This window comes from Rhodanobacter sp. A1T4 (genome assembly GCF_014207185.1).
GTDB lineage: Bacteria > Pseudomonadota > Gammaproteobacteria > Xanthomonadales > Rhodanobacteraceae > Rhodanobacter.
This window is the reverse complement of the sequence record NZ_JACHCP010000002.1, coordinates 237,645-264,125: the sequence shown is the minus strand read 5'-3', so window position 1 is coordinate 264,125 and position 26,481 is coordinate 237,645. Positions and strand designations below refer to the sequence as shown.

The window sequence follows — 26,481 nt, the reverse complement described above, 5'->3', positions numbered from 1 at the left end:
AGCGTTGGCAGTACTCAGAATTCAGCTGTGCCGGCGGCACGTGGGAACGGAATGGCATCGCGTATGTTGGACAGGCCGCAGACATAGACCAGCAGGCGCTCGAATCCAAGACCGAAGCCAGCGTGCGGCACCGTTCCGTAGCGCCGTAGATCACGGTACCAGCCATATGTGGTGGTATCGAGTCCAAACTGGGTCATGCGACGGTCAAGATAGTCCAGCCGTTCCTCACGCTGCGCACCGCCGATGATCTCGCCGATGCCGGGTGCCAGCACATCCATCGCGGCGACGGTCTTCTCATCATCGTTCAAGCGCATGTAGAACGCCTTGATCGCTTCGGGGTAGTTCATTACGACCACAGGGCGGCCGATATGTTTCTCGGCGAGGTAACGTTCGTGCTCGGTCTGCAGATCGATGCCCCAGGCGACGGGGTAGTCGAACTTCTGACCTGACTTTTGCAGGATGCTAATCGCATCGGTGTAATCGATGCGTTCAAACGGTTTGGCGATAAAGGCTTCTAGACGGCTGATGGCATCCGGTTGCACGCGCTCGGCAAAGAACGCCATGTCGTCGGCGCGCTCGTCGAGGATCGACTTGAAGATAGCCTTGAGTAACGCTTCGGCCTCGTCGGCGTTGACGTTGAGGTCGGCAAAGGCAATCTCCGGCTCGACCATCCAGAACTCGGCCAGGTGCCGAGGCGTGTTGGAGTTTTCCGCGCGGAAGGTCGGTCCAAACGTATAGACCTTGCTCATCGCCATGCAATACGACTCGACGTTGAGCTGACCTGACACGGTAAGAAATGCCTCGCGGCCGAAGAAATCCTTGCGGAAGTCGATCTTGCCCTTGTCATCGCGGGGCAGGTTGGCCAGATCCAGCGTGGACAGGCGGAACATGTCGCCTGCGCCCTCGGCATCGGAGGTGGTGATGATCGGCGTATTGATCCAGAAGTAACCGCGCTCGGTAAGGTGTCGATGGATCGCCATCATCATCGTGTGGCGCACGCGTGTCACCGCACCGAACAGGTTGGTGCGCGGGCGCAGGTGTGCGACCTCGCGCAGGAATTCCACCGAAAGCGGCTTGGGCTGGATCGGGTAGGTCATCGGATCATCGACCAGGCCGGTCACGGTGACCTCACTGGCCTGCAGTTCGAAGCTCTGGCCTTTGCCCTGGGATGGCACCAGGGTGCCGCTGACGATCAGTCCGGCGCCCGTGCTGAGGTGCTTCACTTCACTTTCGTAGTTGGCCAGCGTGGCGGGAACCACCGCCTGGATCGAGTCGAAACAGGAGCCGTCGGTGACGTTGACGAAGGACAGGCCGGCTTTGGAGTCGCGTCGCGTGCGTACCCAGCCGCGCACGGTGACCGTGCTGCCGGCCTCGATGGCACCGGATAAAGCCTGTTTCACGCTGCACACCGTCGCGCTGACCACTGCCATGAATTGAAACTCCTGCTAGACGCCATATCTAGGTATGTACGCCGGATGATGAATGCGCACGCCGCGTTGCGCGACATGCATAGTGAGCCGGCATGATAATGTAGGCACCGCCCGAGCCGCGACTTTGCGGCAACAGCAAATCGGCCGTCTTGCTCTGCATGTCGGCACCGCGTTTCAGAGTCCGAGGTTCGCCAACCGCCATGACCATCACGATCACCCCTGCTGCCAGCGACCGTATGCGCCATTTCCTGGCTCACACGCCGACCGCTGCGGGCGTGCGTTTTGGCGTCAAGCGCACCGGCTGCTCGGGTTTTGCGTATGTGGTCGATCTGGCCGAGACGCTGGGCGACGGTGATCAGATGGTCGATGTCGATGGCGTGCCGCTGATCGTCAACGACAAGAGCGTGGCCCTGGTGGAAGGCACCGTGATCGATTTCCAGCGCCAGGGGCTGAACGCGAGTTTCGTGTTCCACAACCCCAATGCCACCGGCGAATGCGGCTGCGGTGAGAGTTTTACCGTGGGGTGAGGCGAGCAGGGTTGTAGGGGCGGGCGCCGAGGCAGGGCATAGCTTTCGCATTCTGCAGTCCTGATTGCTCGGTTTTTGCACCCTCGCTACTCGTCCCTCGCCCCCTTGCGGTACTAGCCCTTACGCAACAACGACTTGCGCGATCCTGCGTCGGCACCGTACAATTCCGCTTCTGTCCAGACCTGATTGGCTTGGACGGGCACTTGCCTCACCGCAACGGCGGGAGGCTGCGAGGCCGCAAGGCCGCATCCACAAGGAGTCAAACCCCAATGACGCTGCGTCATTACGAAGTCGTGTTTCTGGTCCACCCTGACCAGAGCGAGCAGGTTCCGGCGATGATCGAGCGCTACAAGGCGCTGGTCGAGACCGACGGTGGCAAGCTGCATCGTCTGGAAGACTGGGGCCGTCGTCAGCTGGCCTATCCGATCGTGAATCTGGCCAAAGCCCATTACGTGATGCTCAACATTGAAGTGAGCCAGAACGCACTGAACGAGCTGGAGTCGGGTTTCCGCTTCAACGACGCCGTGCTGCGCCACCTGGTGGTGCGTCGTGATGAGGCCGATACCGAGCCGTCCTTCATCATCAAGAGCAAAGAGAAAGATGATGCCAAGTCCTCGCGTCGCCGCGATGACGACGATGGCGAAGGCCGCGGTCTCGACCGTGACAACGATCGCGACAGCGACGACTGATAGGAATCCAGACCATGTCCAAGTTTTTCCGCCGCCGCAAGTTCTGCCGCTTCACTGCCGAAGACGTCAAAGAGATCGACTACAAGGATCTCAACACGCTGCGCCAGTACGTGACCGAGAATGGCAAGATCGTGCCCAGCCGCATCACCGGTACCAAGGCGCGCTATCAGCGTCAGCTGGCCACCGCGATCAAGCGCGCACGCTTCCTCTCGCTGCTGCCGTACACCGACAACCACGACGTCTGATCGTGCCGGCGGGCAATCCTCGGGTTGCCTGCCATCTGTCACGCCTGGCCATGGTCTGGCGTGACTTCAGATACTTCGGACAGCCGTCCACGGCTGCGTCGGGCCACACCGGCGCTAACGAATAGGGATACACCATGGAACTCATTCTTCTGCAGAAAGTCCGCAACCTCGGCACACTCGGCGACAAGGTCGTCGTGAAGCCTGGTTATGGCCGCAATTTTCTCCTGCCGCAAGGCAAGGCAGTTCGCGTCAATGCCGCCAATCTGGCTGCGTTCGAGCAGCGTCGCGCCGAATACGAAGCCAAGGCTGACAGCCAGCTGGCAGATGCCCAGGCACGTCAGGCCAAGCTGGCCGATGCGTCGGTCACCATTGCGGCGCACGCCAGCGCCGAGGGCAAGCTGTTCGGTTCGGTCGGCCCGCGCGATATCGCCGAGGCTCTGGCCACTGCTGGTTACGCCGTGAACAAGGGTGAAGTGATTCTGGGCGAAGGTCCGCTTCGCAACACCGGCGAATACGACGTGGCGGTACACCTGCACGCCGACGTCCACACCACCGTCAAGGTGATTGTGGTCGGCGACAAGTAAGTCGATACATCCCAGTGATGTACCAGAACGGGCGCCTTCGGGCGCCCGTTTGTTTTAGCGGCGGTATCGACTGATTCGGGTGATGGCGCGGAGTGATATCGCCGTTCTATCCACAGTAACGCACAGCTTATCCACAGACTTATTGTCTCGGCGGCTGAGATGACGCCGCGTATGATGATGGTCAGTGCCGCCATGCCTTCGGCGTCGGCGCACCGCTGCTTTTTTGTGAGGTAAATCCATGTCCTTTGTGCCCGAACGCAAATCTTCTTCCCCGGCGATCGAGGCGTTGCGCGTACCGCCGCATTCGATCGATGCCGAGCAGGCGGTGCTGGGTGGCCTGATGCTGGCACCCGATGCATTGGACAAAGTAGCCGACAAACTGGCCGAGCTTGATTTTTATCGCAAGGATCACCGGCTGATCTGGCGCGCGATCAATGAGCTGGCGAACAAGGGCATGCCTTGCGACGCGGTGACCTTGGGTGACTGGTTCGAGAGTAACGGTCTGGCCGAGATGGTTGGCGGTGCGAGCTATCTGATCGAGTTGGCCAACAGCACGCCCAGTGCGGCCAACATCAGTGCGTACGCAGGTATCGTGCGCGAGAAGTCGGTCATGCGGCAGCTGATCGATGCAGGCACATCGATCACCGAAGATGGCTATCGCCCCGAAGGCAAGAGCATGCAGGAGGTGCTGGAAAGCGCCGAGCAGCGCGTGTTCCACATTGCCGAATCCGGTGCGCGTGGCAAGAAGGATTCCGTCTCGATGCGCGAGGCGGTGAAGGATGCCTTCCGGCTGCTCACCGAGCGCTATGAAAATCGCGGCCAGCTCACTGGGATCACCACCGGCTTCACCGATCTGGACAACCTCACCTCGGGCTTGCAGCCGTCCGATCTGATCATCGTGGCGGCGCGCCCGTCGATGGGCAAGACGGCGTTTGCGCTGAATATCGCCGAGACCGCTGCCATCCGCAGCAAGAAGGCGGTCGTGGTGTTCTCGATGGAAATGTCCGCCTCGCAGCTGGCGTTTCGTCTTATCTCCTCGGTCGGCCGCATTCACCAGCAGCATTTGCGCAACGGTGACCTGCAGGAGGAAGACTGGCCGCGCGTCTCCAATGCGATCCAGATTCTGTCCGAGGCGAAGATTTTCATCGATGACACGCCCAGCTTGTCGCCGGTAGAGCTGCGCTCGCGCTCGCGCCGATTGCACCGCGAACACGGCGGTCTTGGCCTGATCGTGATCGATTATCTGCAGCTGATGCAGGTGCCCGGAAACAAGGAGAATCGCGCCACCGAAATTTCAGAAATTTCGCGTTCACTCAAGGGCCTCGCCAAGGAGTTAAACGTGCCCGTGATCGCACTCTCCCAGTTGAACCGCTCGCTCGAGCAGCGCGCCGACAAGCGGCCGATGATGTCCGACCTGCGCGAGTCCGGTGCCATCGAGCAGGACGCCGACGTGATCATGTTTATTTACCGCGACGATTACTACAACAAGGAATCGCCGGACAAGGGCATGGCCGAAATCATCATCGGCAAGCAGCGTAACGGCCCCACCGACACCTGCAAGCTGACCTTCCTCGGTCACTACACCAAGTTCGAAAACTACGCGGCCGACTCGTTTGGCGGGACGTTCGATTGAGAGCGGGGAATTCCCGTTTCCTGCAGCCATGAGCCGCACCACGGTCGCCACCATCCATCTCGGTGCACTGCGCCATAACCTGGCGCGGCTCAAAGCCATCGCTGCGCCAGCGAAAGTGATGGCGGTCGTCAAGGCGGATGCTTACGGTCACGGATTGGAGCGGGTCGCGCGTGCGCTGGCGGCCGATGCCGACATGTTCGCTGTGGCGGCGATCGGCGACGGCCTGCGGCTGCGTGCAGCGGGTCATCATCAGCGCATCGTGGTGCTGTCCGGTCCTGACAACGCCAGCGACATCACCGAGATGCAGCGGCTGACGCTGGAGGCTGCGATTCATCATGAGGCGCAACTGCAGTGGTTGACGCACGCTACGCCACCGCGCGGCAAACTGCGCGTATGGCTGAAGATCGACAGCGGCATGCACCGACTGGGCTTTGCGCCTGAGCGCGTTGCCGATGTGCACGCGCGACTATTGACGATGTCGGGCATCGATCCAGACATCGGACTGATGACGCATTTTTCCGAGTCGGAAATAGCCGATGGTCTTCAGACGCCGCTGCAGATGGCGTGCTTCAGTGAAGCCACGAAAGATCTGCGAGGTTCTCGCTCATTATCCAACTCGGCGGCCGTGATCGGCTGGCCTGAATCGCGCGCCGACTGGGTCCGCACCGGCGGCTTGTTGTATGGCCTCTCGGTGGTCGATGGCAAGACCGGAGCCGACTTCGGTTTTCGTCCGGCAATGAGTCTGAGCACGCGGCTGATCGCGATCAATCCGATCAAGCGCGGTGAGCGCATCGGCTACAACGGCACCTGGATCTGTCCTGGGGACATGGACGTGGGCGTCGCCGCAGTTGGCTATGGCGACGGTTACCCACGCAGCGCCGTGGCTGGTACACCGGTATTGATCGGCGATCAATCCGTGCCGCTGATCGGCCGCGTCTCGATGGATCTGATTACGCTGGATCTGCGCGATGCGCCCCAGGCCAAGGTCGGTGATCGCGTGACGCTGTGGGGGCCGTCGTTGCCGGTTGAGCGCATTGCGGCCCAGGCTGGCACGATCTCCTATGACTTGACCTGCGGCATGACGCGACGGGTGCTGGTTGTCGAGGACGAGAACTAGACAGCGGCAACGTTAGTGGGCGAGAGCTGACAGCCGTATCCGTCAAGGCGTCTCGCGATCTGCGACCACGGCAGGCTAAGCTCGCCGCATTGATTGCATCGAGTACGAGAATCCGATGGCCAAAGCCAAGACAGCCTATGTCTGCACCGAGTGCGGCGGCGAACACAGCAAGTGGCAGGGCCAGTGCATCGAGTGCGGCGTATGGAACACGCTGAGCGAAATCGTGCTCACGCCATCCTCGGTTGCCAAGTCGTCGGTAGGGGCACAGCGCTCCAGCTACGCCGGCAATGCGGCGGGCAGCGCGCGCATCACGCCGCTGACCGAGGTGGCCTTGACCACCGAGGCACGCACGCATACCGGCATCGGTGAGCTTGACCGCGTGCTGGGCGGCGGACTGGTGCAGGGATCGGTGGTGCTGATTGGTGGCGATCCGGGTATCGGCAAGTCGACCCTGCTGTTGCAGGTGCTGGGTACGCTCGGTACCCAGCTATCCAGTGTCTATGTCACCGGTGAAGAATCGCTGTCGCAGGTCGCCTCACGCGCGCAACGATTGGGCTTGCCACTGGAGCCGCTGCAGGCGCTGGCGGAAACCTGCATCGAACGGATTCTGGAACAGGCCATCGCGACGCGACCGCGGGTGCTGGTCATCGATTCGATCCAGACCATCTGGACCGAGCTGCTGACCGCGGCGCCCGGATCGGTCAGTCAGGTACGCGAATCCGCGGCCAAGCTAACGCGCTTTGCCAAAGAAACGGGTACCTCGGTATTTCTGGTGGGCCATGTCACGAAAGAGGGCGGCATCGCCGGCCCGCGCGTACTCGAGCACATGGTTGACGCCGTGCTGTATTTCGAGGGCGAATCGGGCAGCCGTTTCCGCATCCTGCGTGCGTTCAAGAACCGCTTCGGCGCGGTGAACGAACTGGGCGTGTTCGCGATGTCCGACAAGGGCCTGCGTGAGGTACCCAACCCGTCGGCCATTTTCCTCTCTGCGCATACGGGTCCGACGTCGGGCAGCGCGGTGATGGTGACGCGCGAAGGTTCGCGGCCACTGCTGGTCGAGGTGCAGGCGCTGGTCGACCAATCGTCATTGGGCAATCCACGTCGCGTAGCGTTGGGTCTGGAACAGAACCGGTTGGCCATGCTGCTGGCCGTGTTGCATCGGCACGGCGGCGTGGCAGCGTATGACCAGGACGTGTTCGTCAACGTGGTCGGCGGTATCCGCGTGCAGGAAACCGCAGCGGATCTGCCGGTGCTGCTGGCGGTGCTTTCATCGCTACGCGATCGGCCGTTGCCGGAGCAGACCATCACGTTTGGCGAAGTCGGCCTTTCCGGCGAAATCCGCCCGGTGCCCAATGGCGAGGAGCGCCTCAAGGAAGCGGCCACGCACGGCTTCAAGCGTGCAATCGTGCCCAAGGCCAATACGCCAAAGAAGGGGCGCGTCGGTGAGATGGAGGTGATTGGGGTGGAGCGTCTGTCGGATGCAATCGACGCCTGCCGTTGATCGCCTGCGCGTCAATTGATCAGATCAGCCCACGGGCCGGTGCAGGACCAGCTCCAGCACGAACTTGGACCCGAAGAACGCCAGCCCGAGGGTGGCCATGCCGATCAGGGTGAGATTGACCGCGCGCTGCCCGCGCCAGCCGTGCTGCCAGCGCCCGTAGAGCAGCACGCCGAACACCAGCCATGCCACGATCGAGAGAATTGTCTTGTGTGCCAGGTGCTGGCCAAAAAGGTCATCGACAAACAGCGCACCGGTCACCAGCGTCAGCGTCAGCAGCAGGAAGCCTGCGGCGATCAGCCGGAACAGCAAGGTTTCCGTCAGCGTCAGTGGCGGTAGTGCGCGCATCCAGGGACTGAACTGGCGATGGCGCAGCGCGCGTTCCTGCACGGCCAGCAGAATCGCGAGCACGGCGGCCATCGACAGCACGCTGAAGGCGATCAGCGCCACCGTGACGTGCAGCTTGATCTGCCAGTCCATCGTATGCGGCAAGGTCGGCGGTGCCACGAAGCTGTCGATCAAGATCAGCAGCGCGGTCAGCGGAAACACGATCACGCCCAGCGCCGCGACCGGACGTGAGAGATTCACCAGCAGGGTCAATGTTGCGACCACGAAAGCGACCAGTGACAGCGCCGCAAAGAAATGCAGGTCCAGCGCACCACGATGCGCCCCCAGTAGAATGGCGGCATGCAGAACCACGGCACTGCCGGCCAGGCCCAACGCTAGCCCGTTCAGCGGCTGGCCGCCGTTGAGCAGCGGCCGCGCCAGCGCCGCCGCAGCGGCGAGGTACAGCACGATGGCGAACAGGGCGGCGGTGTGGATGAGCATAGTCTGGGAAGTGTCGCACAGGCTCTGCGGGGCGTGCAGGCGGCGAGTGTCGATACGTCCGCTATAATCGAACACTTTCCTGTTTGCCGGTCCCGTCATGTTCGAGTCGCTCAGCCAACGCCTTTCCACCACCGTCAATCGCCTGCGCGGCCGCGGCCGGCTGACCGAGGAAAACATCCGCGAGTCGCTGCGCGAAGTCCGTATCGCACTGCTTGAGGCCGACGTCGCGCTGCCCGTGGTACAGGCGTTGATCCAGCGGATCAAGGTGCGTGCGGTTGGCCAGGATGTGATGAAGAGCCTGAGCCCGGGCCAGGCCTTGGTGAAGGTGGTCAGCGACGAGCTGACCACGGTGATGGGCACCGCCAATACCGAATTGAATCTGGCCCAGCAGCCGCCAGCCGTCGTGCTGTTGGCTGGCCTGCAGGGTGCCGGCAAAACCACCACCGTAGCCAAGCTGGCACGCCTGCTGACCGAACGCAAAAAGAAAAAGGTGATGGTGGTGAGCTGCGACGTTTACCGTCCAGCCGCGATCGAGCAGCTGCGCACGCTGGCCGAGCAGGTCGGCGTGAAGTTCTTCCCGTCCGATGCGTCGCAGAGCCCGGTCGAGATCGCGAAGGCTGCGATTGCCGCGGCCAAGCGCGAAGTGATCGATGTACTGCTGGTGGATACCGCCGGCCGTCTTGCCATCGACGAAGCGATGATGGCCGAGATCAAGGCGCTGCATGCTGCGATCAATCCGATCGAGACCCTGTTCGTGGTCGACTCGATGACCGGCCAAGATGCCGCGATCACGGCCAAGGCGTTCAGCGAGGCCCTGCCGCTGACCGGCGTGATCCTGACCAAGACCGATGGCGATGCGCGTGGCGGCGCGGCGCTGTCGGTGCGCTACATCACCGGTCGACCGATCAAATTCTTAGGTGCCGGTGAGAAGACCGACGCGCTGGAACCGTTCCACCCGGATCGTCTGGCCCAGCGCATTCTCGGTATGGGTGACGTGCTGTCGCTGGTCGAGGAGGTCGAGCGAAAGGTCGATCAGGAGAAAGCCCAGAAACTCGCTCAGAAGGTGATGAAGGGCAAGCGCTTCGACCTGAACGACATGAAGGATCAGCTCGAGCAGATGGGCAACATGGGTGGTTTGGCCGGCCTGATGGACAAGCTGCCGGGCATGTCCAGCCTGCCGGACAGCGTCAAGTCCAAGGTCAACGATGGTGAGATGAAGCGCATGATCGCCATCATCAGTTCGATGACCAAGAAGGAGCGTCGCCATCCGGACCTGCTGAACGGTTCTCGTCGTGCCCGCGTGGCGCGGGGCTCAGGCACCCAGCCAGCCGACGTCAACCGCCTGCTCAAGCAGTACATGCAGATGGAAAAAATGATGTCCAAGCTGTCCAAGGGCGGCACCAAGGGCCTGATGCGCCAGATGCGTGGTGCCATGAAGGGCATGGGCGGAATGGGTGGCATGGGCGGTTTGCCGCCGCCGCGTTGATTGTGAAGCCAGGGACGAGGAGCGAGGACGGAATACCCGGGGCTACGGCGATTCTGAAATGGTTGTTTTGCATATCCGCTGCACTGGCGGGTTTTGGCGCCCTCGCAACTCGCCTCTAATGCCTTAGCTCTTGTAACTCTTCCCTTTTCCCCAAAAACCGCTAAAATGCCCCGTTTACCGCGCACGTCTCTCGTGTGCCTGCCGATATCCGGCAATTCTGGAGTTTTACTATGGTCAAGATTCGTCTTTCGCGCGGCGGCGCCAAGGGCCGTCCGTTCTACCACGTTGTCGTTACCGATCAGCGCAACAAGCGCGACGGCCGCAACATCGAGAACATCGGCTATTACAACCCGGTTGCTTCAGGCAAGGACAAGCGCCTTGAACTGAACGTCGATCGCGTCAAGGAATGGGTTGGTAAGGGCGCCCAGTTGAGCGACAAGGTTGCTGCACTGGTGAAGGAAGCCGGTAAGCAGCAGGCTGCCTGAACATGAGTGAATCCGGTCGGCGCGTCCTGATAGGGCGCATCGTCGGACTGTACGGTGTGCAGGGCTGGCTCAAGATTGAATCCTGGGCCGAACCTCGCATGAAGATCTTCGATTACCAACCATGGCTGCTCAATACAGCGCCCGGTGTGGAAACGCAGATTGCGGGTGCCAAGGGTCGTCAGCAGGGCAAGGGCATGGTGGCCCAGCTGCCTGGCATCGATGATCGCGAGCAGGCGGCAGCATTGATCGGCATGGATATCCATGTCGATCGTGGACAGCTTCCGCCACCCGGCAAAGACGAGTATTACTGGGTCGATCTCGAGGGTCTTGAGGTCGTCACCACGGAAGACGTGGTTCTGGGTCGTGTCAGTCACCTGTTCGCGACCGGTGCCAATGATGTCGTGGTAGTAAGGGATGGCGAGCGCGAGCGGCTGATTCCTTTCATCCAGGGTTCTTACGTGCGTTCGGTGGACCTGTCCGCGAAACGCATGGTGGTGGACTGGGATCCTGAATTCTGACGTTGCCGGATGGCGAGACAAAGAGTTCAAAATCCAGGGCTCCGGCACCGAGGTTAAGCATCATGCGCATCGACGTCGTCACTCTGTTTCCCGACTTCGTGCGCCAGTGTGCTGCGGTGGGTGTGGTAGGACGCGCGCAGCAACGCGAGTTGTTGCAGGTGGAAACCTGGAATCCGCGCGACTACACCACAGACCGGCACCGTACCGTGGATAGCAGCTCTTACGGCGGCGGTCCCGGGATGGTGATGTTGATTCAACCATTGCGTGCAACCCTCGAGGTCATGCGCAATGCCGCACCAGAACCGGTGCATGTGATTTATCTCAGCCCGCAAGGAGCGCGGCTGACGCAGGGCAGAGTGGAAGCGCTGGCAAAACGGCCGCGCATCGCTCTACTTTGTGGGCGTTATGAAGGTGTGGACGAACGTCTGCTGACGCATGAGGTCGACGAGGAGCTTTCGATCGGCGATTATGTATTGTCAGGCGGCGAGCTGGCGGCGGCGGTGATCATCGACGCGGTTGGCCGCTTGCAGGATGGCGCATTGAACGATGCGCAGTCGGCCGAGCAGGATTCATTCTCGGATGGCCTGCTGGATTGCCCGCACTATGCGAAACCGGTGCACGATGCGCTGGGTTCCGTACCGGAGGTGTTGCTTTCCGGTGACCACGCGGCCATTGCCCGCTGGCGCCAGAAGCAGTCGCTGGGACGAACCTGGTTGCGCCGTCCGGAGCTGTTGTCACAGCGCGCGCTGGATGCTCAATCCCGTGCGCTGCTGGATGAATTCCGTCGCGAACATGTTCAATACGAACAAAAGCGGCAAAACGATGCGGTCGACGACTGACTGCAGTTGATTGAAAACAATAGGTGTTGCCATGAACAAGATCATTGAACAGTTCGAAGCCGAGCAGATCACCCGCCAGCTGCCGGAGTTCGGCCCCGGCGATACCGTGGTCGTCAACGTCAAGGTGAAGGAAGGCAACCGCGAGCGCGTGCAGGCGTTCGAGGGCATCGTCATCGCGCGTCGCAGCCGCGGCCTGCATTCGGCCTTTACGGTGCGCAAGATTTCGCACGGCACCGGCGTGGAGCGCGTGTTCCAGGCACATAGCCAGGCGATCGATTCGGTCACCGTGAAGCGCAAGGGCAAGGTCCGCGGCGCCAAGCTGTATTATCTGCGTGGCCTGGAAGGCAAGGCTGCCCGCATCAAGGAAGACGTCGCCGCTGCCGCTGCTGCCAAGGCTGCCAATAAGGCCAAGGCTGCCGCCGCTTCCAGCGCCGAGTAAATCGGCGCCGGATAATCCGGTCAGCGTTGTTCGATGCAATAAAAAAACCGCGGAGCGATCCGCGGTTTTTTGTTTTCGGGATGCGGGATGGTCAGCTGACGACGGCCTGTGCGACGCTGCCGGCTCCGGTCAGCTGCTGCGGTATCTGCAGGAAATTGCCCTGCACGAAATCCACGCCATACGCGAACAGCAGCGATGTGCTGGTCGCATCTTCCACCCACTCGGCGATAGTCTGGCGCTTCAGTTCACGGGCCCGATCGCAGATCTCGGCGATCTTCTTCTGACTCTCTGCATGCTGCGGCAGGTCGGCCATGTAGCTGCGGTCGATCTTCAGATAATCCGCATCGATATGGTTGAGCAATTGGAACGAGTTCAGGCCGGAACCAAACTGCTCCAGCGCGAACTTGCCACCAAGCTTCTTCCAGCCGTTGACGAACTCCTGTGCGGGCCGAAGCATCGTCATCACCTTGCTCTCGGTCATCTCCAGCACGATCTGGCCATGTTTTAGCGCTGCCCGCTTCAGCCGATCGGCCAGCCATGGCAGCAGGGTTTCATCGTTCATCGACGCGGCGGTGAGCTTGACGAAGAACGTGGTGTCCATCCCGTGGCTTTCGCGAATCTGCAGTGCGCTGATGGTCCGGTGCAGCACCCAGCGATCGATCGCGCCGTTGAGGTTGTGCTTCTCGGCGATCGGCATGAAGAAGCCTGGCGATACCTCGCCCTGAGGACCATTCATTCGCACCAGGATCTCGGAATAGTCGCCTTCGGCATCCTGCAGGCTGATGATTTGCTGGTGGTAGAGCACCAGACCGTTTTTTTCCAAGGCCTCGCGCAGCAGGTCCAGCCAATAGCGGTCGCGCTCGTCGTCGGCTTTTTCGCCGGCTGCCGGGTCGTTCAGTTCCACCTTGCTGCCGCCAAGGCTTTGCGCCATGCGCAGGGCTTGGCTAGCCTGATTGAGCAGCAGGTCTGCATTGGCATTTTTCTCGCCGAGCAGGCTGCCACCGATGCTGGCGGTTACGCTCATCGAGCGTGCGCCGACATCAAAAATTTCGTTGCTGACGCTGTGTTGCAGCTTGGCGATCCACTCTTTGATGGCATCGTCCTCGCGCGTGTCCAACACAATGCCCAAGGTATGTTCGGCAAGCATGCCAGCCACGTCACCGGTACCGAGAAGCATCCGGACTCGACCAGCAAACGCGGCCAACAGTCCATCGGCCTTGCCGAGTCCAATGCCGGCAACGAGGTTTGTCCAGTTGTCAGGTTCGACCAGCAGCAGGGCCTGCCCCTTTTTACCGTTGGTGGCATCAGCTACCGCGTTGTCCACGCACTCGAGCATGCGTGAGCGGTTGAACAGACCGGTGACTGGGTCGCGCTGAAGCTGTTCAAGCACGGCAGGGTCAACCAACTGCCGCCGGAACACAATCTGCAGACACGATTCACCCTCGAACGTGGCGGGTGCGAACTCAACGGTGGCATCGAATTGACTGCCGTCGGCGCGGCGCGCATGCAGGGTCAGTTGCGACAGCATCTTCTCGTGGCGCGCGTGACCCTTGAGCAGCACCTTGAATTCATCGGCGTTAGCCGCATCGACCATGTCCATCACGGGGATGCCGAGCAGGTCGTCGAAGCTCGCGTAACCGAAGTTGTCCAGGTAGGCTTGGTTGGCACGCACATGCATGCCTTCGTGCACATAGGCGATCGCATCGTTGGATGAATCCAGCAGTGCATCGCAGCGCCGTTCCGATTCGCGCAGCGAGGTTTCCAGCCGGCGCACTTGCCGACGCGTCTGCAGCGCGTCAAATTCACGCTGCAATATGATAATCAACTGCTTCGGCTGATTGCGCGGAGCGACGCCACGGGCGCCGCCGACAAAGAGGTCGGCGACCTGCTGGCCCTCGAGCTTGTCCGGTAGACCAATCAGCGAATAGTCGCGGCCGTAGGCATCGAGCGCCTGGACGACTTCGCGTAGCTCCAGGCCTTTGACGGACGGATCGAACATCACGATGTCCGGCTCCAGCTCGTCGATCGCTTTCTGCAACTGTTCGGCGTTGGTAGCGCGGGCCGGACGCACGGCGATGCCGCTGTTGCGCATGAGGCTGATGATCTGTTCGGCTTCTTCGAGCGAGTTCTCGATGAAGAGGATCTTGATGACGTAATCTTTTTTCATGAGGCGTCGAACTGTCCGTTGAGCACCGCTGACTGTACTTTATCGATCTTCCGGAACTCCCGGTTGACGACATTCATACTTACGTTTGTAGCGGATTCTGCTACGTGCCGCTAGCGAAATGCGTCGCCAAAGCCGATTACAAAGGTCGCTTGGACACCTCGCCACCCACTTCGCGAACCAGCTTGGGAACCAGATAGCCCGGCAGCTGCACACGCAGGCCATGTACCAGCTCCAACGCGCGGGCGTCATCCACTTCGAAATGCGCCGCTCCCTGGACGCGATCCAGTTGATGCAGGTAATACGGCAGCACACCGGCAGCGAACAGCTGCTCCGAAAGCGCAGTCAGCGCAGCGACGTTATCGTTCACGTCTCGCAGCAGCACTGACTGATTAAGCAGCGTAACGCCTGCATCGCGCAGTCTTGTGCAGGCGGCTGCGACGCTGGCATCGATCTCGTTGGCGTGGTTCGCGTGCAAGACCAGAACTTTTTGCAGCGGCAGCGATTCCAGCCAGGCGATGAAAGGTGAATCGACCCGCTCGGGCAGGACCACGGGGAGACGCGTGTGGATGCGCAGTCGCGTGACGTGTGGAATATCGGCCAGGCCGCGGCTTAGCTCTTTCAATTTGGATGTGGCCAGCGCCAGCGGGTCGCCGCCGGAAAGGATCAACTCCGTGATGGAGCTGTCGCTGCGCAGATGCTCCAATGCTTGCCGCCACTCGCCTGCTGCTGCCATTTCCTCGCTATAGGGGAAGTGTCGCCGAAAACAGTAGCGGCAGTTGATTGCACAGCTGCCGCTGGCGATCAGCAGGACGCGACCGTGATATTTGTGCAGCACGCCGTGTGCCGCCCGGGCGTCCATGTCGCCAACCGCATCGGTCACGAAGCCGGACACCTCTTCACACTCGGCCAGCTGCGGCAAAACCTGCAGCAACAGCGGATCGCGGGCGTCACCATGGCGCATGCGTGCCACGAAACCGCGCGGCACGCGCAAGGCGAAGCCGGCATCGTTGGAAGGAAGCTGCGTGGCGAGTTCATCAAGGCCCAGCAGCGCAAGCAGCTCAAGCGGGTCAGTCACCGCATGGCGCCACAGATGACGCCAGTCGCGACCGTCGGAGTCGGTTGCTGAGGTTAGGCGGGCGGAGGTGCTTGCGGTTATCATGTGCGGCCTTGGGGCGGGCGTTGAGCCCGACTGACCCGTGATTTTAACCGCTGACAGTGGCGGTTTTTACGTTACAACCTACAACGGAGTGAAATGCATGGCGACCCTTGGCCTCAATGATGTCAAAACGGGCAAGAAGATCCTTCATAACGGTGATCCCTGGATCATCACCGAAGCCGACTTCGTCAAGCCCGGCAAGGGCCAGGCATTCACCCGTATCCGCATCCGCAACCTGAAGGATGGCCGCACCACCGAGCAGACGCTGAAGTCCAGCGACTCCTTCGAGGAAGCGGATGCCACCGATACCGACATGCAGCTGTCCTTCATCGACGGCATCGGCAAGGATCGGGTGTGGAACTTCATGCAGATGGAGACCTTCGAGATGGCACAGGCTCCGCTGGCTGCCATGGGGGACGCATGGAAGTGGCTCAAGGGTGAGGAAGAGTGCGTGGTTACCCTGTTCAACGGCCAGATCATCGCCGTGCAGGCGCCGAAGTTCGTCGAGCTGAAGATCACCGAGACCGATCCTGGCGTTCGCGGCGATACCTCGGGTGGTGGCGGCAAGCCGGCCACGCTGGAGACCGGGGCCGTGGTGCGCGTGCCGCTTTTTGTCAATCAGGACGAAATCATCAAGGTCGACACCCGCACTGGCGAATACGACAGCCGCGTCAAGTAAGTGCGTCAAGCTCCGGTCATGCCGGAGCGTCAGCATCGATGGGGCGGACGTCGCAAGGCGTGCCGCCTCTTGTTTTATCAAGTCACGTTATACCTGCGGCCAACCGGAGCGAGCCCACGATGAGCGAAACCTCACTGCAGCCGATCGACCTTTTGATCGAAGCACGCTGGGTCGTGCCGGTCGAACCCCATGCCGTGGTGCTCGAGGATCACGCGGTAGCGGTGCAGGGCGATCAGATCATCGCGCTGCTGCCAATCGAGCAGGCCCGCGCGCGCTACGCGCCACGCGAACGCGTCGAACTGACCGAGCACGCGCTGATTCCCGGTCTGATCAACAGCCACACGCATAACCCGATGACCTTGCTGCGCGGCCTAGCCGACGATCTGCCACTGATGGTGTGGCTACAGCAACACATCTGGCCAGCCGAGGCCAAGGTGATCGGGCCGGAGTTCGTCCGTGACGGCGTGGAGCTGGCCGTGGCCGAGATGCTGCGTGGCGGTACAACCTGCGTCAACGAGAACTATTTTTTCCCGGACGTGATTGGCGCGACGTATCGTCAGCTAGGTTTTCGCGCGGTGGTCGGCCTGCCGGTGATCGATTTCCCAACCGCCTGGGCCAAGACGCAGGACGAATATTTCGAGCGCGCCTGCGAGGTGCACGACAGTTTTCGCGGCGATGCGCTGATCAGCACGGCGTTCGCGCCGCACGCGCCGTACACGGTGTCTGACGAAAGCTTCGAGCGTATCCGCGTGTTGTCCGACCAGCTGGATATTCCGGTGCATCTGCATACGCACGAAACCGCGCACGAGGTCGAGGAAGAGAAAAAGAAGAGCGGTCTGCGCCCGTTCCAGCGCCTGCAGAAACTGGGCCTGATCAATGACCGGCTGATCGCCGTGCACATGACCCAGCTCACTGATGGCGAGATAGCCGTCTGTGCTGAATCGGGCGTATCGGTGGTGCATTGCGCCGAGTCGAACATGAAGCTGGCCTCGGGTTTCTGCCCTGCCGAAAAACTGCGCCGGGCCGGCGTCAACGTTGCGCTCGGTACCGATGGCTGCGCCTCCAACAACGATCTGGACATGTTTGGCGAGATGCGTAGCGCGGCACTCATGGCCAAAGTCGTCGCCGAGGACGCCGCCGCCTTCGATGCGAGTTACACCTTGCGCGCTGCCACGCTCAACGGCGCGAAGGCGATCGGGCTGGAAGCGAAGATCGGTTCCATCGAAGTCGGCAAGCAGGCCGACCTTGCTGCGGTGCGCATGAGCGATCTGGAAACTCAGCCGATGTTTCATGTGGTGTCACAGCTGGTCTACGCAGCTGGCCGTCATCAGGTCACCGACGTCTGGATCGCCGGCCGGCGCAAGCTGGCCAATCGCGTGCTGCCCGATATCGACACCGCCGCCGTGCTCACCAGAACGCGCGCCTGGCGTGAGCGCATTGCGGCGCACTGAGTGCAACAACTTGGTCATCATTGATCACTGGGAATCGCCATGAATCGCTATCTCGTCCTCGCCATGCGTCGCGCCCAGTTCGATGCCGCCGTCGTGCCGCTGCACCAGCAGTTTCTCGAGGAACTGCGTGCGGAGGGTCGGATCGAGTTGTCTGGTCCGTTCGGCGACAAGTCCGGCGGTGCCTATTTGTTGCGCGCCGATGACCTGACTGAAGCAAAGGTCATTGCCTATCGCGATCCGGCGCATATCAGCGGCGGCTGGGATATCACGCTGTACGAATGGGCCGCCCGCTAAACTTGGACGCTGTTCCGGAGAATCGATGATGCAGACCGAATCGCACACCCGCGGCAACGTAAGCGCCGAGGAAATCGCCCATTTCGACAAACTGGCTGCGCGCTGGTGGGATCCGGATGGCGAATCGCGTCCGCTGCACGATCTCAACCCGGTGCGTGCGGCTTACGTCGCCAAGCACGTCGACCTGCGCGATGCGCACGTGGCCGACGTTGGCTGCGGCGGTGGGCTGCTCAGTGAAGCGCTGGCGCGCGCCGGGGCCAAAGTCACCGGTATCGATCTGAGCCACAAAGTGATCGATATCGCCAAGCTGCATTTGTACGAGTCGAATCTCAGCGTCGATTACCGCGTGCAGTCTTCGTCGGATCTGGTTGCCGTGGAACCGGAAGGTTTCGACGCGGTGTGCTGCATGGAGCTGATCGAACACGTGCCCGATCCGGCCGCGCTGGTGCAGGATCTGGCAACGATGCTGAAGCCCGGCGGCTGGCTGTTCATGTCCACTCTGAATCGCACACCGGCGTCTTTTGGCGCGGCGATTCTGGGCGCCGAGTACGTGATGCGCATGCTGCCGAAAGGTACCCATCACTATGCGCAATTCCTGAAGCCGTCGGAGCTGGGCCGACTGTTGCGACATACCGGGCTGGAGCTGGAGGAAGTATCCGGGCTCGCTTATAACCCGCTGACCCGCAAGGCATGGCTGAGCCGATTCACGGCGGTCAATTACATACTCTGCGCGCACAAACCCCTATGAAATCAGACGTGTCGAAGTCGTTGCCTGAAAGCATCCAGGGCGTACTGTTCGATCTGGACGGTACCTTGCTCGATACCGCGCCCGATCTTTATGCCGCGCTGGTTGCGCAATGCGCTGAAGAGGGCGTGCCACCATCACCGTATGCGCCGGTGCGCCAGGTCGTTTCGCATGGCGCGCGCGCCGTGCTTCGCTGTGCGTTCGTCGATCGCGATGAGCCGGCGATCGACGCGCTGATGCCGCGCTATCTGGAAATCTATCAGCGTCTGATGGGCGAACAGACCACCGCATTTGACGGCATCGACAACCTGCTGGAACGCATCGAAGCGCAGGGCATGCCCTGGGGCATCGTGACCAACAAGGCCGGTTTTCTTACCGACGACTTACTGGTGCGTATCGGTTGGGGTGGTCGAGCGTATGCGGTGGTTTCCGGTGATACGTTGCCAGTGAAGAAACCCGATCCTGCGCCGGTACTGCTGGCCTGTGAGCACGCGGGGATCAAACCGGCAAACGCTGTCTTCGTCGGCGATGACCGCCGCGACATCCAGGCTGGCGCCGCGGCAGGGCTCTATACCGTTGCTGTGAGCTGGGGCTATCTGGACGGTGGCGATCCGCACACATGGGGTGCCGATGCCGTGGTGGATCATCCGGCTCAGCTCGCCGAGCTGCTGCGGTTGCAAACGGTTACTGCCTGAGATGGTCGAGCTGGTCGAACAAAGCGCCAAGCTGCAAAGTTTCATCGACAAGTGGTTGGCGGTGCAGCCGCAGCAGCGCGTCGCGCTGGTCTTTGTCGATGGGCAACGCCACCCCGGACATATCGCGCTGGCTGCGTTGGAGCAAGAGCTGGTTGCCGCGGCCTACGGCATTCGCGAGCCGCAGGTCGCCGTGGCGAAGCTCAACTGGTGGGCGGAGGAACTGTCTGGAGCGGTAACTAGCGGCGGCCGCCATCCGCTGACCCAGGTGATCTTTGACGACGAGCGCGCCCATGACATCGCTGGCGAACGCTGGCTGGCACCCGTGCTTGCTGCGATGGCACAGTTGGAGCAGGGCACGGCGGCGGACTTTGCCACGCAGATAATCGCCGCGGCCCCGCTGCACGGTGCGTTGGCGGCGCTGGAAACGGCGTGGTGGTATGGCGCCGAGGCGTCGCCCGATCGCGCGGCACGCGTCGCCGCGCTCAATCACCTTCTGTATGCGCTGCTGCGCCTGGAGCAAGACGCCGATCGCGATCGCCTGCCACTGCCCATGGCACGGCTGGCGCGCCACGGCCTGAGTCGAGCCCAGCTGCGTGTGCCCGGCGATGCGCGCCAGGCAGCGATCAAGGCACAGCTGGACGATTTGCTGGCGAGTTGGCGCGAGTCATCCCGATTGCCCGGGCCGCTCAGCGTGTTTCGTGCGCTGGAGTCGCGCCATGGCCAGCAGCTGGCGCAAAATGCCGCAGGCGCGTCGGATTCGCTCGTTGCCTTGCAGTCGGGTCAGCCGCGCACTGGACTCGGCACCACGATTCAAGCCTGGAATGCAGCGCGTGCCTGGCGTCGCCAGATGGATTGACGGCAAGCGATGGCCGACGTTTTATCAGCAGGCTTTGGGGAACCTCTAAAAACCTACTGCGCTCGATAATTTGCGCGCCGGCGGTGCTCGGAATCCTCACATACTCCCCTGTATGCTCCGGTTCCTGCGCTCCGGCGACGCACAAATTCTCTTCGCTCGCTACGGTTTTTAGAGATTCCCTTTTGTTATTTGTTTGACTGAAAAGCAACGCTTTGACGTTGCGAAAGCACTCATGCAAGACGCACTGTTTCCAGCAAACCACTATTGCGCGACACCCGGCTTGCCCCAAGATTCAAAGCTTTCGCGGCGATCTGTTCGCCGATGTCAGGATTCACCCATGTCAAATCAAGAAAATACCGCCCGCCTCCTGCCCGACGTTGCCGTGCACGCGCAGCCGCATCTTGCCGGTGCGCTGGACTGGGTCGGCATGGCCGATATCCAGGTACCGGTGCATTTCGATGCCGGCGATGGCGAGGTGCATCGCGCCAGCGCCAAGGTCGGTGCCTTCGTCAATCTGAAGCGAGCGGACAAGCGCGGTATCCACATGTCGCGGCTTTATCTGCAAGTCGAGCAGGTGCTCAGCACACAGCCATTGACGGTCGATACGCTGCAGGTATTACTGCGCGGCTTCCTTGAGTCACACAAGGATCTCTCCGACCGCGCCTGCCTCAGCGTCAAGTTCGAGCAGCTGGTGCGTCGCCCTGCGCTGCGCAGCGACAACAGCGGCTGGCGCTCCTATCCGGTGACCATCGAAGCGAGCCTCACCGGAGATACCTTCCTGCTCGAGCTGGGTACCGAAGTGGTTTACTCCTCGACCTGTCCGGCCTCGGCGGCGTTGTCGCGGCAGCTGATCCAGGACCAGTTCTCAAAAGACTTCGATGCCGCCAAGCCGATCGATGCTGCCGCCGTGTTGGCCTGGCTAGGCAGCGAGCAGGGCATCGTCGCCACTCCGCATGCCCAGCGCAGCGTCGCCTGCCTGCGAATTCGTCCCAACGTTGGCTCGGGCCTGCATCTGATCGATCTGATCGACCGCGTCGAACATGCGCTGGGCACCCCGGTGCAGACCGCCGTGAAACGCGAGGACGAGCAGGCTTTCGCGCTGGCCAATGGCAGCAACCTGATGTTTTGCGAGGATGCTGCGCGGCGCATTCAGAAAGCACTGGATGCCGATGATCGACTCAGCGATTTCCATGTCCGTGTCGAGCATCAGGAGAGCCTGCATCCGCATGATGCGGTGGCCTATGCGAGCAAGGGCGTGGACGGAGGTTATGGCGCGACGCCGTGACTCGTCCTTCCTGCTTCGCTACGTTGGGTAAAGAATCCAGCTGAGTCTGAGCACGCTTTTCCTCCTCTCCCTGCCGGCGAGAGGATTGCGGTGATAGGTGGGTGATCGCGTGGCAACCTGATTTTTCGTATTTAAGAGTTTTTCGTGCCCCTTCGGAGCCCGAGTCTCTCTCTGCGGAGTTACTTACGGAGCCACGATCCCAGGCAACAACAGTGGATCGAGCCTTACGCCAAACCAGTTGAATCCCCAATGCAGATGCGGGCCGGTGGCACGGCCGGTCATGCCCGAGAGGGCAATGATTTGGCCCTGACTGACATGCTGGCCGACATGGACTTCGAGTTTGGACAGGTGCAGAAAGTTGGAGCTGAGGCCGAAGCCGTGGTCGAGCAGGATGGTGCCGCCGGTCAGGTAGAGGTCGGGCTGGGCGAAGGTGATGATGCCGGCGGCAGGCGCTCGGACGGGCGTGCCTTGCGGTACGGCGATATCCATGCCGGAGTGCGGGGCCTTCGGCTCGCCGTTGTAGATGCGCTGATTGCCGAAGCGGCCGCTGATGTGCCCCTGCACCGGCCAGCTGAAGCCACCGAGGAAATCTTCGCGATTATCGTCACGGTTGCGTGCGGTGGCGACGGCGGCCTGTTCGCGTTCGATCCGTGCAGCGAGTTCGGGTGGCGGGTTTACTGTCGCGGGCGGTACGCCGTTGACGCGCTCGATCGGCCAGTCGCGCGGCGTGATGGCTATGCGTGTGTTCTGTCGATGGCCATCGGATCCGACCACGCTCACCATCAGCGGGCCTTGTTCGTCGCGACCGGCACCGAAGACCGCCACACCGTCTTTCCCCACATGCACGGGTTTGCCCGCGACATTGAGCCGACTACCGGGTTTCAGCTGGACGACAACCAGGCCGCCCTGCGATAGCGTGCTGGGCAATCGGGTAGCGAGGGATACAGCGAGCGCGGGTGCGCAGAGACCGACGAAGAGCAGCAGCGCGAACCAGCGCGCCGGCCTCATCGATCGAAGGCCAGCCAGAGGCTGCTGGCGTCGATCACCTGCGCGCCCTTCACGCGGAGGTCAGCGTGGCAGCGGCGGCCTTCGTTGACAAATTCGGCGTTCTTGATCAGCCAGTCATGGGACATCAGGGGAGTCTCCTGGGCCGCGGCAGCGCGGGTAGTGAAAATGGTCGGGCACCGGGTCGTTGCCGCCCGTGCACAGCGGTTGGCAGCGTAACAGCCGCCAGCCGGACAGCAGACTGCCGCGCCACGGACCGAAGCGCAGCACGGCAATCCGTGCATAATCCGAACAGCTGGGATGGAAGCGGCAGCGCTGCCCAAGCAAAGGACTGATCCAGCGCTTGTACAAACGGAGCAACCACAGTATCAATCGGGTTGGGGAATTCACGTTACCGGCACGACGTACGGCGTCTAGTGGCTCGATTATTCCAGATGCATGCTTGCCGGTGGTGAACACTTTGAGCTATAACACCCGGCCGTCACGGCCGAAATGGTGAAGGGATATGGCAAAGACAACGCGTAGTGCAAATGCCACGAAGGCGCAGAAAGGAAAGATTTCGGCGAAGGCGCATGATGTCAAAAGCGGCGGGTCGAAAACAGTTGCCAAAAAGGGAGCAGCCGTGAAGAGCGCCACCAAGACACCCGCAAAGAAAACCCATGCTGCCAAGCCAGTCAAGAAAGCGGTTGTAAAAAAGGCGGCGCCCAAACCGGTAGCTGCCAAAAAGCCGGCAGCTAAGGTTGCTGTCAAGAAAGCCGTCGCCAAACCGCAACCAAAAAAAGTCATTCTGCCCAAGAAGCCTGTCCCGCCCAAGAAGCCCGTCGCCAAGAAAGCTGCAGTAAAAAAGGTAACAGTGAAAACACCCGCATCCAAAGCCGCACCTGCTAAAAAAGCCCCGGTCAGCAAACACGCTGTCAAGGCAGCGCCAGTAAAGCCAGCCGCCAAGCCGCTGGCTAAGAAAGCCGCTGCACCAGTCAAGCCGGCGGTGAAGACCTCGGCTCAACCTGCTGGCAAGCCGGTATCTGTCAAGGCGGCGCCAACCAAAACGGTAGTCGTCAAGCCGACAGAGAAGGCTGCTCCGGCTCCGGCTCCAAAAAGCGCATCCCCGGCATCCGCAACCAACCTTTTCAAAGGCAAGGTCGCGAGTGCCACCGCCATGGTGACACCGCGTGCAGCATCGGCTGACGCGCATCATGCTTCTTCCAACAAAAATCAGAAAAACTCGTCATCCTCAATGAATAAATTGGCTACGAAAAAACTCGATAACGGCGTTACCCGCGAAGACGGGCGCTATGCATTACCCGCGACCAGTGTGATTGTGTTGCCGAAGGGCTTCAAACCCTCCAGCAAAGAGGAGTACATGAATCCGGAGCACCTGGCCTACTTCCGCAACAAGCTTCGCGATTGGCGCGATCAGCTGGTGGAAGAGTCGCGCCAGACGATGGACAACCTGCGTGATGAAGTGCGTGATGTCGGCGACGAAGCTGAGCGCGCCACGCGTGAAACCGAAAACTCGCTGGAGCTGCGTACCCGCGACCGCTACCGCAAGCTGATCTCCAAGATCGACAAGGCCTTGCGCCGAATCGAGGATGGAAGCTACGGTTTCTGCGAAGAGACCGACGAAGAGATCGGCGTCGAACGTCTCGATGCCCGTCCGATCGCCACGCTGTCGCTGGATGCGCAGGAACGTCGCGAGCATCTGCAGAAGCAGATGGGCGACTGAGTAGTTCGTTGTTCCTTGCATAAAAAAAGCCCCGCCGATGTGTGGGGCTTTTTTTGCGTTGAGCCTGGCGCGGGTCTGGTTTCTGGAAAATATCCGTAGCAATTACACCGACTTCAGTTCCTGCGCGGCGTACTGCTTCAGCTGCGTCAACATCGCGGCCAGGCCATTGGAGCGTGTCGGTGAAAGGTGCTTGGCCAGCCCGATCGTGCCGATGAATTCCGGTTGGGTATCGACGATCTCCTGCGCCGAGCGATCGGAGTAGACCCGCAGCACCAGAGCGATGAGCCCCGATACAATGGCAGAGTCGCTGATTGCATCGAAATGCATGTTGGTCGCTTCACCGCTGGGTACCAGCCAAACCATCGACTGGCAGCCGTGCACGCGATGTTCTTCGGTTTTCCAGTTATCCGGGAAGGGCGGGAGCTGTTTGCCCAGATCAATCAGGTACTGGTAGCGCTCGGTCCAATCACCGAAAAAGGCGAATTCTTCGGCGATCTCGCGTTGTGCGTCGGCAGCGCTGGCGGTGACAGTCGTATTCATGTGTGGATTATCGCGCGCTTTGCGTGAATTCACGCGTGCGCTCGAATGCCTCAGGCTTTCACCACGCTCCAGCGCGTGCCCTGGGCGCCGTCCTCGATCACGATGCCCATCGCAGTGAGTTCGTCGCGGATGGCATCGGCTCGGGCAAAATCCCGGGCGCCTCGGGCGGCACGACGCTGCTCGAGCAGATCGTCGACGTGCGCGGCGTCGATATCGCTTTCGCCGCGCTTGAGCCATGCCTCAGGTTCTTGTTGCAGCAGGCCGAGCAGGGCGCCACCGCCGAGCAACGCTGCCTTGGCTTCGCCGTTTCCGCTGTGTCTGGCCTGATCCGCCAGCTGCGATAGCTCGGCCAACGCCTGCGGCGTGTTGAGGTCGTCGCACAGGGCGGCTTCTACACGCTCGGGAACAGGCAGATCACCGGCAGGTATCTCGATATGAGCCAGATCACGCAGCACGCGATACCAGCCGTCGAGCGTGCTGATGGCCTGCTGGATCGCGTTCTCGGACCAGTCCAGCGGCTGGCGGTAATGGCCGCGCAGCAGCAGCAGGCGCAGCGCCTCCGGCGGGTGCAGCTTCAGCAGCTCATGTACCAGCAGCACGTTGCCAAGCGACTTGGACATTTTGCGGCCATCGAAGGTCAGCATGCCGTTGTGCATCCACCAGCGCGCGAATGTCTTGCCGCCGTGTGCGCTGGTCGACTGCGCGATCTCGTTCTCATGATGCGGGAACAACAGGTCGACGCCGCCAGCGTGAATGTCGATGGTCTCGCCAAGCTGCGCGGCGCACATTGCCGAGCACTCGATATGCCAGCCTGGCCGGCCGCGGCCCCAAGGGCTGTCCCAGCCGGCAAGGTCAGGTGTGGAAGGTTTCCACAGTACGAAGTCGGCGGGGTTTTTCTTGTACGGCGCAATCTCGACCCTGGCGCCGGCGATCAGCTCCTCGGTGTCGCGGCCGGACAGCGCGCCGTAGGCCGGGTACGAATCGACATCGAACAGCACATGGCCTTCGGCCGCGTAGGCGTGGCCATTGGCGATCAGCGCTTCGTTCATCGCAATGATTTCGCTGATGTGGGCGGTGGCGTGCGGTTCCAGATCGGGTGGGGTGATGCCGAGTCCGGCCATGTCGTCGCGATAGGCAAGCGTGTAGCGATCGGTAATGGTGGCGATCGGCACACCTTCGCGCTGCGCGGCGGCGTTGATCTTGTCCTCGACGTCGGTGATGTTGCGGGCATAGACCACATTCGGGTAATGCCGACGAAGCAGCCTCGCCAGTACATCGAACACCACGGGGCCGCGCGCATTGCCGATATGCACGTAGTTGTAGACCGTGGGGCCGCACAGATACATCGTCACCCGTTTCGGGTCGAGCGGGGCAAACGGCTCGGTGCGGCGCGTCAGGCTGTTGTAGAGCGAAATCGGCATTGGCGAAAAGTCCGCAACGTGGGGCGTGTTTTGGCAGGGCAAAGTTAGCCCAACATCTTAACAAGATGTAAGTGGAACGGTTGCGAAACGTTAATTCTAAGCCTGTATTCAGCGTGAACTTGATGCAATGATCACAGGGAGCACAC

29 protein-coding genes are annotated in these 26,481 nt (G+C 61.4%); 20 read left to right on the top strand and 9 right to left on the bottom strand.

Annotated elements, in window-relative coordinates; all coding sequences use genetic code 11:
- Positions 1 to 14: 14 nt before the first annotated feature.
- Complete coding sequence (asnS, locus tag HDE80_RS04355; protein WP_184603723.1) at positions 15 to 1,430, bottom strand: asparagine--tRNA ligase; 1,416 nt, start codon at positions 1,428 to 1,430, stop codon at positions 15 to 17.
- Between the two features lie 200 nt (positions 1,431 to 1,630).
- Between asnS and HDE80_RS04350 the strand changes: the two genes are divergently transcribed.
- The 7 genes from HDE80_RS04350 (at position 1,631) to radA (ending at position 7,726) form a co-directional block, all read left to right on the top strand.
- A complete protein-coding gene (locus HDE80_RS04350) occupies positions 1,631 to 1,957 on the top strand; it encodes an iron-sulfur cluster assembly accessory protein (RefSeq protein WP_184668242.1) in 327 nt (108 codons plus the stop codon).
- A 269-nt stretch (positions 1,958 to 2,226) separates the two neighbouring features.
- A complete protein-coding gene (gene rpsF, locus HDE80_RS04345; RefSeq protein WP_184603727.1) occupies positions 2,227 to 2,646 on the top strand; it encodes a 30S ribosomal protein S6 in 420 nt (139 codons plus the stop codon).
- Positions 2,647 to 2,660: 14 nt separating this feature from the next.
- Positions 2,661 to 2,891 carry a 30S ribosomal protein S18 gene (gene rpsR / locus HDE80_RS04340; RefSeq protein WP_007081973.1) on the top strand — a complete coding sequence of 77 codons (231 nt, stop codon included), beginning with the start codon at positions 2,661 to 2,663 and terminating at the stop codon, positions 2,889 to 2,891.
- A 134-nt stretch (positions 2,892 to 3,025) separates the two neighbouring features.
- Positions 3,026 to 3,475, top strand: coding sequence for a 50S ribosomal protein L9 (gene rplI, locus HDE80_RS04335; protein ID WP_184603729.1), 450 nt, complete (start codon positions 3,026 to 3,028; stop codon positions 3,473 to 3,475).
- Between the two features lie 238 nt (positions 3,476 to 3,713).
- Positions 3,714 to 5,108 carry a replicative DNA helicase gene (locus HDE80_RS04330; protein WP_184668240.1) on the top strand — a complete coding sequence of 465 codons (1,395 nt, stop codon included), beginning with the start codon at positions 3,714 to 3,716 and terminating at the stop codon, positions 5,106 to 5,108.
- A 28-nt stretch (positions 5,109 to 5,136) separates the two neighbouring features.
- A complete protein-coding gene (gene alr, locus HDE80_RS04325) occupies positions 5,137 to 6,225 on the top strand; it encodes an alanine racemase (RefSeq protein ID WP_184668239.1) in 1,089 nt (362 codons plus the stop codon).
- Positions 6,226 to 6,340: 115 nt separating this feature from the next.
- Positions 6,341 to 7,726 (top strand): DNA repair protein RadA, encoded by a 1,386-nt coding sequence (gene radA, locus HDE80_RS04320; protein WP_184668237.1) that lies wholly within the window; start codon positions 6,341 to 6,343, stop codon positions 7,724 to 7,726.
- 24 nt (positions 7,727 to 7,750) lie between these two features.
- Here the strand turns inward: radA and ccsA are convergent, their stop codons facing one another.
- Positions 7,751 to 8,551: a cytochrome c biogenesis protein CcsA gene (ccsA, locus tag HDE80_RS04315; protein ID WP_184668864.1), complete on the bottom strand. Its 801-nt coding sequence runs from the start codon at positions 8,549 to 8,551 to the stop codon at positions 7,751 to 7,753.
- A gap of 97 nt (positions 8,552 to 8,648) precedes the next feature.
- On the opposite strand from ccsA, the gene ffh reads away from it, so the two are divergent.
- The 5 genes from ffh to rplS all read left to right on the top strand — a co-directional run bounded on the left by ffh (position 8,649) and on the right by rplS (position 12,318).
- Complete coding sequence (gene ffh / locus HDE80_RS04310) at positions 8,649 to 10,037, top strand: signal recognition particle protein (protein WP_184603737.1); 1,389 nt, start codon at positions 8,649 to 8,651, stop codon at positions 10,035 to 10,037.
- A 230-nt stretch (positions 10,038 to 10,267) separates the two neighbouring features.
- Positions 10,268 to 10,522 carry a 30S ribosomal protein S16 gene (gene rpsP / locus HDE80_RS04305; protein WP_179479683.1) on the top strand — a complete coding sequence of 85 codons (255 nt, stop codon included), beginning with the start codon at positions 10,268 to 10,270 and terminating at the stop codon, positions 10,520 to 10,522.
- A gap of 2 nt (positions 10,523 to 10,524) precedes the next feature.
- A complete protein-coding gene (rimM, locus tag HDE80_RS04300; RefSeq protein WP_184668235.1) occupies positions 10,525 to 11,040 on the top strand; it encodes a ribosome maturation factor RimM in 516 nt (171 codons plus the stop codon).
- 62 nt (positions 11,041 to 11,102) lie between these two features.
- A complete protein-coding gene (trmD, locus tag HDE80_RS04295) occupies positions 11,103 to 11,879 on the top strand; it encodes a tRNA (guanosine(37)-N1)-methyltransferase TrmD (protein ID WP_184603741.1) in 777 nt (258 codons plus the stop codon).
- 31 nt (positions 11,880 to 11,910) lie between these two features.
- Positions 11,911 to 12,318 (top strand): 50S ribosomal protein L19, encoded by a 408-nt coding sequence (gene rplS / locus HDE80_RS04290; protein WP_184668233.1) that lies wholly within the window; start codon positions 11,911 to 11,913, stop codon positions 12,316 to 12,318.
- A 91-nt stretch (positions 12,319 to 12,409) separates the two neighbouring features.
- Here the strand turns inward: rplS and HDE80_RS04285 are convergent, their stop codons facing one another.
- Together HDE80_RS04285 and epmB are read right to left on the bottom strand one after the other, a co-directional pair.
- On the bottom strand, positions 12,410 to 14,485 hold the full coding sequence (locus tag HDE80_RS04285) for an EAL domain-containing protein (RefSeq protein WP_184668231.1): 2,076 nt from the start codon (positions 14,483 to 14,485) through the stop codon (positions 12,410 to 12,412).
- 136 nt (positions 14,486 to 14,621) lie between these two features.
- Positions 14,622 to 15,644, bottom strand: a complete 1,023-nt coding sequence (epmB, locus tag HDE80_RS04280; protein ID WP_184668229.1) for an EF-P beta-lysylation protein EpmB — start codon at positions 15,642 to 15,644, stop codon at positions 14,622 to 14,624.
- A gap of 97 nt (positions 15,645 to 15,741) precedes the next feature.
- Between epmB and efp the strand changes: the two genes are divergently transcribed.
- From efp to folE2, 7 genes are all read left to right on the top strand, one after another.
- Positions 15,742 to 16,320 carry an elongation factor P gene (efp, locus tag HDE80_RS04275; protein ID WP_184668228.1) on the top strand — a complete coding sequence of 193 codons (579 nt, stop codon included), beginning with the start codon at positions 15,742 to 15,744 and terminating at the stop codon, positions 16,318 to 16,320.
- 119 nt (positions 16,321 to 16,439) lie between these two features.
- Positions 16,440 to 17,771 carry a TRZ/ATZ family hydrolase gene (locus HDE80_RS04270; RefSeq protein ID WP_184668226.1) on the top strand — a complete coding sequence of 444 codons (1,332 nt, stop codon included), beginning with the start codon at positions 16,440 to 16,442 and terminating at the stop codon, positions 17,769 to 17,771.
- A 39-nt stretch (positions 17,772 to 17,810) separates the two neighbouring features.
- Positions 17,811 to 18,065, top strand: coding sequence for a YciI family protein (locus HDE80_RS04265; protein WP_184603752.1), 255 nt, complete (start codon positions 17,811 to 17,813; stop codon positions 18,063 to 18,065).
- A 25-nt stretch (positions 18,066 to 18,090) separates the two neighbouring features.
- On the top strand, positions 18,091 to 18,813 hold the full coding sequence (gene ubiG / locus HDE80_RS04260; protein ID WP_255483578.1) for a bifunctional 2-polyprenyl-6-hydroxyphenol methylase/3-demethylubiquinol 3-O-methyltransferase UbiG: 723 nt from the start codon (positions 18,091 to 18,093) through the stop codon (positions 18,811 to 18,813).
- Between the two features lie 8 nt (positions 18,814 to 18,821).
- On the top strand, positions 18,822 to 19,505 hold the full coding sequence (gene gph, locus HDE80_RS04255) for a phosphoglycolate phosphatase (RefSeq protein WP_345776411.1): 684 nt from the start codon (positions 18,822 to 18,824) through the stop codon (positions 19,503 to 19,505).
- Between the two features lies 1 nt (position 19,506).
- Positions 19,507 to 20,361: a phytoene synthase gene (locus HDE80_RS04250; RefSeq protein WP_184668216.1), complete on the top strand. Its 855-nt coding sequence runs from the start codon at positions 19,507 to 19,509 to the stop codon at positions 20,359 to 20,361.
- A gap of 337 nt (positions 20,362 to 20,698) precedes the next feature.
- Positions 20,699 to 21,646 (top strand): GTP cyclohydrolase FolE2, encoded by a 948-nt coding sequence (gene folE2, locus HDE80_RS04245; protein ID WP_184603765.1) that lies wholly within the window; start codon positions 20,699 to 20,701, stop codon positions 21,644 to 21,646.
- Between the two features lie 183 nt (positions 21,647 to 21,829).
- Here folE2 and HDE80_RS04240 read toward each other — a convergent pair whose 3' ends face one another.
- From HDE80_RS04240 to yidD, 3 genes are read right to left on the bottom strand one after another with little or no spacing between them, the layout of a single operon-like run.
- Positions 21,830 to 22,654 carry a M23 family metallopeptidase gene (locus HDE80_RS04240; protein WP_184668214.1) on the bottom strand — a complete coding sequence of 275 codons (825 nt, stop codon included), beginning with the start codon at positions 22,652 to 22,654 and terminating at the stop codon, positions 21,830 to 21,832.
- Positions 22,651 to 22,779 carry a hypothetical protein gene (locus tag HDE80_RS22135; RefSeq protein ID WP_255483577.1) on the bottom strand — a complete coding sequence of 43 codons (129 nt, stop codon included), beginning with the start codon at positions 22,777 to 22,779 and terminating at the stop codon, positions 22,651 to 22,653. Before HDE80_RS22135 ends, HDE80_RS04240 begins: the two co-directional genes overlap by 4 nt.
- Positions 22,769 to 23,041: a membrane protein insertion efficiency factor YidD gene (yidD, locus tag HDE80_RS04235; protein WP_184668212.1), complete on the bottom strand. Its 273-nt coding sequence runs from the start codon at positions 23,039 to 23,041 to the stop codon at positions 22,769 to 22,771. Before yidD ends, HDE80_RS22135 begins: the two co-directional genes overlap by 11 nt.
- 115 nt (positions 23,042 to 23,156) lie before the next feature.
- Here yidD and dksA point away from each other — a divergent pair, with 115 nt between their 5' ends.
- Positions 23,157 to 24,374: an RNA polymerase-binding protein DksA gene (gene dksA, locus HDE80_RS04230; RefSeq protein WP_221437418.1), complete on the top strand. Its 1,218-nt coding sequence runs from the start codon at positions 23,157 to 23,159 to the stop codon at positions 24,372 to 24,374.
- Between the two features lie 102 nt (positions 24,375 to 24,476).
- Here the strand turns inward: dksA and HDE80_RS04225 are convergent, their stop codons facing one another.
- Together HDE80_RS04225 and cysS are read right to left on the bottom strand one after the other, a co-directional pair.
- The gene (locus HDE80_RS04225) at positions 24,477 to 24,914 is read right to left on the bottom strand and encodes a SufE family protein (protein ID WP_184668845.1); all 438 of its coding nucleotides are present in this window, start codon (positions 24,912 to 24,914) and stop codon (positions 24,477 to 24,479) included.
- 50 nt (positions 24,915 to 24,964) lie between these two features.
- Positions 24,965 to 26,335 (bottom strand): cysteine--tRNA ligase, encoded by a 1,371-nt coding sequence (cysS, locus tag HDE80_RS04220; RefSeq protein ID WP_184668210.1) that lies wholly within the window; start codon positions 26,333 to 26,335, stop codon positions 24,965 to 24,967.
- Positions 26,336 to 26,481: the final 146 nt, after the last annotated feature.

Coding starts and splice junctions, on each gene's coding strand:
- HDE80_RS04225 (WP_184668845.1), bottom strand. CDS start 24,914: ATGAATACGACTGTCACCGCCAGCGCTGCCGACGCACAACGCGAGATC.
- dksA (WP_221437418.1), top strand. CDS start 23,157: ATGGCAAAGACAACGCGTAGTGCAAATGCCACGAAGGCGCAGAAAGGA.
- cysS (WP_184668210.1), bottom strand. CDS start 26,335: ATGCCGATTTCGCTCTACAACAGCCTGACGCGCCGCACCGAGCCGTTT.
- HDE80_RS04270 (WP_184668226.1), top strand. CDS start 16,440: ATGAGCGAAACCTCACTGCAGCCGATCGACCTTTTGATCGAAGCACGC.
- HDE80_RS04330 (WP_184668240.1), top strand. CDS start 3,714: ATGTCCTTTGTGCCCGAACGCAAATCTTCTTCCCCGGCGATCGAGGCG.
- trmD (WP_184603741.1), top strand. CDS start 11,103: ATGCGCATCGACGTCGTCACTCTGTTTCCCGACTTCGTGCGCCAGTGT.
- HDE80_RS04350 (WP_184668242.1), top strand. CDS start 1,631: ATGACCATCACGATCACCCCTGCTGCCAGCGACCGTATGCGCCATTTC.
- folE2 (WP_184603765.1), top strand. CDS start 20,699: ATGTCAAATCAAGAAAATACCGCCCGCCTCCTGCCCGACGTTGCCGTG.
- HDE80_RS22135 (WP_255483577.1), bottom strand. CDS start 22,779: ATGTCCCATGACTGGCTGATCAAGAACGCCGAATTTGTCAACGAAGGC.
- HDE80_RS04250 (WP_184668216.1), top strand. CDS start 19,507: ATGGTCGAGCTGGTCGAACAAAGCGCCAAGCTGCAAAGTTTCATCGAC.
- radA (WP_184668237.1), top strand. CDS start 6,341: ATGGCCAAAGCCAAGACAGCCTATGTCTGCACCGAGTGCGGCGGCGAA.
- efp (WP_184668228.1), top strand. CDS start 15,742: ATGGCGACCCTTGGCCTCAATGATGTCAAAACGGGCAAGAAGATCCTT.
- alr (WP_184668239.1), top strand. CDS start 5,137: ATGAGCCGCACCACGGTCGCCACCATCCATCTCGGTGCACTGCGCCAT.
- epmB (WP_184668229.1), bottom strand. CDS start 15,644: ATGATAACCGCAAGCACCTCCGCCCGCCTAACCTCAGCAACCGACTCC.
- ccsA (WP_184668864.1), bottom strand. CDS start 8,551: ATGCTCATCCACACCGCCGCCCTGTTCGCCATCGTGCTGTACCTCGCC.
- ffh (WP_184603737.1), top strand. CDS start 8,649: ATGTTCGAGTCGCTCAGCCAACGCCTTTCCACCACCGTCAATCGCCTG.
- rpsP (WP_179479683.1), top strand. CDS start 10,268: ATGGTCAAGATTCGTCTTTCGCGCGGCGGCGCCAAGGGCCGTCCGTTC.
- rplI (WP_184603729.1), top strand. CDS start 3,026: ATGGAACTCATTCTTCTGCAGAAAGTCCGCAACCTCGGCACACTCGGC.
- HDE80_RS04285 (WP_184668231.1), bottom strand. CDS start 14,485: ATGAAAAAAGATTACGTCATCAAGATCCTCTTCATCGAGAACTCGCTC.
- rpsR (WP_007081973.1), top strand. CDS start 2,661: ATGTCCAAGTTTTTCCGCCGCCGCAAGTTCTGCCGCTTCACTGCCGAA.
- rplS (WP_184668233.1), top strand. CDS start 11,911: ATGAACAAGATCATTGAACAGTTCGAAGCCGAGCAGATCACCCGCCAG.
- rimM (WP_184668235.1), top strand. CDS start 10,525: ATGAGTGAATCCGGTCGGCGCGTCCTGATAGGGCGCATCGTCGGACTG.
- HDE80_RS04265 (WP_184603752.1), top strand. CDS start 17,811: ATGAATCGCTATCTCGTCCTCGCCATGCGTCGCGCCCAGTTCGATGCC.
- HDE80_RS04240 (WP_184668214.1), bottom strand. CDS start 22,654: ATGAGGCCGGCGCGCTGGTTCGCGCTGCTGCTCTTCGTCGGTCTCTGC.
- ubiG (WP_255483578.1), top strand. CDS start 18,091: ATGATGCAGACCGAATCGCACACCCGCGGCAACGTAAGCGCCGAGGAA.
- asnS (WP_184603723.1), bottom strand. CDS start 1,430: ATGGCAGTGGTCAGCGCGACGGTGTGCAGCGTGAAACAGGCTTTATCC.
- rpsF (WP_184603727.1), top strand. CDS start 2,227: ATGACGCTGCGTCATTACGAAGTCGTGTTTCTGGTCCACCCTGACCAG.